Raw genomic sequence first — 3,916 nt, 5'->3', positions numbered from 1 at the left:
GTAGCCAACCAAGGAGTCCTTGTAGAGCAATTGGATCAGAGGAGAGAATCCACTTCTGGAGTTTCTATCGATGAAGAAGTGACAAATTTAATTAAGTATCAAAAGTCCTATGAGGCAAATGCCAGAGTGATTTCTGTATTATCAGAGATGCTCGACACATTAATCAATAGAACGGGGGTATAGGGATTTGCGTATAACAAATCAAACATTAAATAAAAATTACTTAAGAAATCTCAATAAAAATCTACAAAAAATGCAAAAGTATCAAAATCAAATAGCTTCTGAACAAGAGGTATCGAGACCCTCGGACGATCCTTTGTTGGTGTCAAAAATCATGTCACTCGAAAACAATATTTTGCAAAACGAACAATACAATACAAATATAAGTAATACATTAGGTTGGGTGCAAACTCAGGATACAGCATTAAATGACGTAACAGCAACCCTTCAAAGGGTGAGAGAACTCATTATTTACGGTGCAAATGGTACATTGTCAGATACGGATCGAAATGCTATAAAAGACGAGGTAGAAATGAAAGTTGGGCAGTTGGCAGATATCTTAAATACCAACTTTGATGGGAGATACATATTTGGAGGGCAAAACACAACAGAAAAGCCGTTTGACCCCAATTTGACCTATGTTGCAGATGACCACAACAATATAACAAGAGAAATTTCTAAAGGTGTTACCATAGATATAATGACAGATGGAAGCGAAATTACAAAAGATTTAGGTATCTTATTAAGTAATATTGTAACAGCAATGGATAATGGAGAAACAGATCTTTTATCAGGAAAATACTTGGGGGACATAGATGAACATTTAGACAATGTCATCCGAATTCGCTCCCAAATTGGTGCAGTATACAATCGTTTAGAGTCTGCTAAAGACCGAAATGAAACAGAAAACCTAAACCTAAAAAGTCTATTATCCCAAAGACAAGATATAGATGTAGCTGAAAAATACATGGAATTTAGTAATATGAAGGCTGTATACCAAGCATCTCTTTCTGTAGGAGCGCAAATATTACAACCAAGTTTGCTCGATTACTTAAGGTAGGTGAAACTCCTTAGTCCATTTTGGTGAGTATTACTAGCAGACAGCTAATAGTTGATTGAATAAACGAAGAATTTTATGTTGTTGTATTGTTTTGCTATATAAATATAATGAGTAAGTAGAGAGGTTGTTTATGCAAATAGAAACAAAATACTTAGGGCAAGTTGATATAATAGAGGAAAATATTAAAAATTTTGAAATGGGAATTTTAGGATTTGAGGATGAACATGAATTTGTGTTACTTGAAATTCCTAATAATAACCACTTTCGTTTTCTTCAGAGTATTCATACCAGTTATATTGCCTTCCTAGTCGTAAATCCTTGGGACTTTTTTGAGGACTATGATGTGGAAATTCCTGACGAAGAACTTAAAAGGCTGGGTATTTTCCCCAATCAAGAACATCAAATGACGATTTATAATATTGTAACTTTAGGTGATACTTTAAAGGAAAGCACGGTCAATCTTCTCGCACCTGTTCTTATTAATTTAAAAGATAAAAAAGGGAAACAATTTATTCTAAACGATACAGTATATACCACAAAACACAAATTATTTTCCCAAGAGATAGGTGAATGATATGCTCATACTCAATCGAAAAGCAGGAGAAAGTATTATTATAGGGGAAAATATTGAAATAAAAATATTAGAAGTAGTAGAAGGAAAGATAAAAATCGGAATCGAAGCACCAAAAGACGTAAACATCCTTAGAAAAGAAGTACAAGACGATGTAAAAGCTGAGAACAAGGCATCTATCGATTCAAAGATGAACCTACTAGACATACTGAATGAAGTTTAATAAGGTACAATAAGTCAACACTAGTGGCAAAGATTTTGCTTACAATATAAAACAAAAAACGTAGAAAAAAGGTTACTTAGGGTAGCCTTTTTTAGATTCAAGCTATCCCAGCACAATGAAGAATCTCGCATAATATGTATGTTTTCACATTTGATATAAAGTAAAAACCACTAAAAACTACCAATCCATTCAGCCATCTGTGGTGGCAAAAAACTGATTGCTGAAAGCTGAGGCAATCTACGGCTTATATATGATATAATAAATATCTAAAGATATTTTAAAATTCACTTTCTATTTCAAAGGTGAAATGTACAGGAGGATATTATGCAAGTTCAAATTAATGAAGAATGCAAAATAACAGTAAAAAATGACTCTGATGAAATCTTAAAAATCATATACGATAATACCATTGTAAAGGGAATCAATATAAATTATCTAGTGGTAGACGGGCTTCCTGTATACAACAATTTTCCACAATTTATCGACAATAATGCGAAAGTCATAAAAAATATACAAGTAATCACCCAAAGCATACCTAATCTCATTAAAAACACGCTATTTAGGACAGAAACATACATAAAAGAACTGCTAAAAACATTGGAATCCTTTATAGACAAGCATGAAGAGATGACAAAGAACAGCGTAGAAGAGTTTGCTGAAATATTAATCGAAGACGTATATCTCATTCAACAAACCCAAATCTACATCAACACCCTAGTATCCGAAGAAGACACCATAAGAAAATACAGCCTATGGAAAATCTATACTACCCAGGTAAAAAGACTATCAGAGCTAGGCATATCCTTAGAAAAAGCAGAAGACAAAAATAAAGAACCCATTCAGATATTTAGAGATATTTTAAAGGTATTGGAAGAGATAAAAAGGGCTGCGGAGTTTATTGGAAGCTATATTGTTTTGTGTCATTAGAAAGGTGGCCAGGTGGTCAGTAAAACCAATAAGCCACCCTTGGTGGCAATATTTGGCCTAAGCTAACGGCCCTAGTCATCCTGAGCATTAACGAAGGATCTCATAACATGTATACTTTTCATGCTTATTATAAATGGAAGAACTATTAATAATTTCCAATCTAAATAAAAGCCACCACTGGTGGCAAAAACCTTGAACGCTGATAGCTGTGATTATAGCTTTTCCGCTAAATTATGCATAATCTCCGCAGAAGAATTTAGTTCTTCTATGGAAGCGGCAATTTCCTCTAAGCTTGATGCTTGAACTTCGAAATTTTGATTAGAGTTTAAAATCTTATTATTAAGGTTATTTATTGAATCGGATACATTTTTTAATACATCATCGACTTTTTTAACGGATTCACTAGTAGAGCTAGATAATTTTCGAATTTCCTTCGCGACTACATCAAAGCCCCTGCCATATTCTCCAGCTCGAGCAGCTTCGATGGCAGCATTAAGCCCTAAGAGATTGGTCTGTGAAGAAATCTCCTGGATGAAATTTAGTATATTATTGGTATCCTTGGTCTTATTAGTGGATTCCTGTACAATACTTACCATTTCCTGATTGCTATCTACTACTTGCTGAAGATTTACATTTAGATCACTAATGGCCATCGTGATTTGCTCTAAAGAAGATTTAATGTTTTCTGCAGCATTTTGAACCTCTTGTTTACGTTTTAAACTTTTCGCCATAAGCAAATGACCTGCAATTTTGCCATTTTCATCTTTAATAGGCAAATTGTAAGATTTGAATTTAGCTCCACTTCCTTCAAATTCCCCAACAAAAGGATTGCCATCTTTGACTACTTCTCTAATTGAATCAATGATAGGCACATCCACTTTACCTTTCATTGGAATTTCATCTACATCTCGAACTACTCTGTAACATTCTTCATCTGTAATATATATTGCTGTAGGTTCGTCCATTAATATTGGCAGGTAATCAATTACAGTATGGAATGCATTTAACACTTCATTGTTAAAAATATTTTCACTCATAGTATTCACCTCTAGTGAGTATATCGGCAATTTGCTTAATTTATTAACTCAAACTTCGCACATCTAAAATTACATTAAATTATTGAAACAGGACACTT

At 33.6% G+C, this 3,916-nt stretch carries 6 protein-coding genes; 5 read left to right on the top strand and 1 reads right to left on the bottom strand.

From position 1 onward, the window contains the following. From Q7P22_RS10460 to Q7P22_RS10440, 5 genes are all read left to right on the top strand, one after another. The coding region (locus Q7P22_RS10460; RefSeq protein ID WP_303863921.1) for a flagellar basal body rod C-terminal domain-containing protein at positions 1-183 on the top strand (183 nt) is incomplete at its 5' end. A 4-nt stretch (positions 184-187) separates the two neighbouring features. Beyond that, a complete protein-coding gene (gene flgL / locus Q7P22_RS10455) occupies positions 188-1,060 on the top strand; it encodes a flagellar hook-associated protein FlgL (RefSeq protein WP_303863919.1) in 873 nt (290 codons plus the stop codon). A 130-nt stretch (positions 1,061-1,190) separates the two neighbouring features. Then, complete coding sequence (gene fliW, locus Q7P22_RS10450; RefSeq protein WP_303863917.1) at positions 1,191-1,634, top strand: flagellar assembly protein FliW; 444 nt, start codon at positions 1,191-1,193, stop codon at positions 1,632-1,634. A 1-nt stretch (position 1,635) separates the two neighbouring features. Then, on the top strand, positions 1,636-1,854 hold the full coding sequence (gene csrA / locus Q7P22_RS10445; RefSeq protein ID WP_303863915.1) for a carbon storage regulator CsrA: 219 nt from the start codon (positions 1,636-1,638) through the stop codon (positions 1,852-1,854). 324 nt (positions 1,855-2,178) lie between these two features. Further along, a complete protein-coding gene (locus Q7P22_RS10440) occupies positions 2,179-2,781 on the top strand; it encodes a hypothetical protein (RefSeq protein ID WP_303863913.1) in 603 nt (200 codons plus the stop codon). Positions 2,782-2,993: 212 nt separating this feature from the next. Here the strand turns inward: Q7P22_RS10440 and Q7P22_RS10435 are convergent, their stop codons facing one another. Then, positions 2,994-3,818 carry a methyl-accepting chemotaxis protein gene (locus Q7P22_RS10435; RefSeq protein ID WP_303863911.1) on the bottom strand — a complete coding sequence of 275 codons (825 nt, stop codon included), beginning with the start codon at positions 3,816-3,818 and terminating at the stop codon, positions 2,994-2,996. Positions 3,819-3,916 lie beyond the last annotated feature (98 nt).

The organism is Alkalibaculum bacchi (assembly GCF_937875145.1).
Lineage (GTDB): Bacteria > Bacillota > Clostridia > Eubacteriales > Alkalibacteraceae > Alkalibaculum > Alkalibaculum bacchi_A.
The sequence above is the reverse complement of the archived record's forward strand: the minus strand, read 5'-3'. Positions and strand labels throughout refer to the sequence as shown.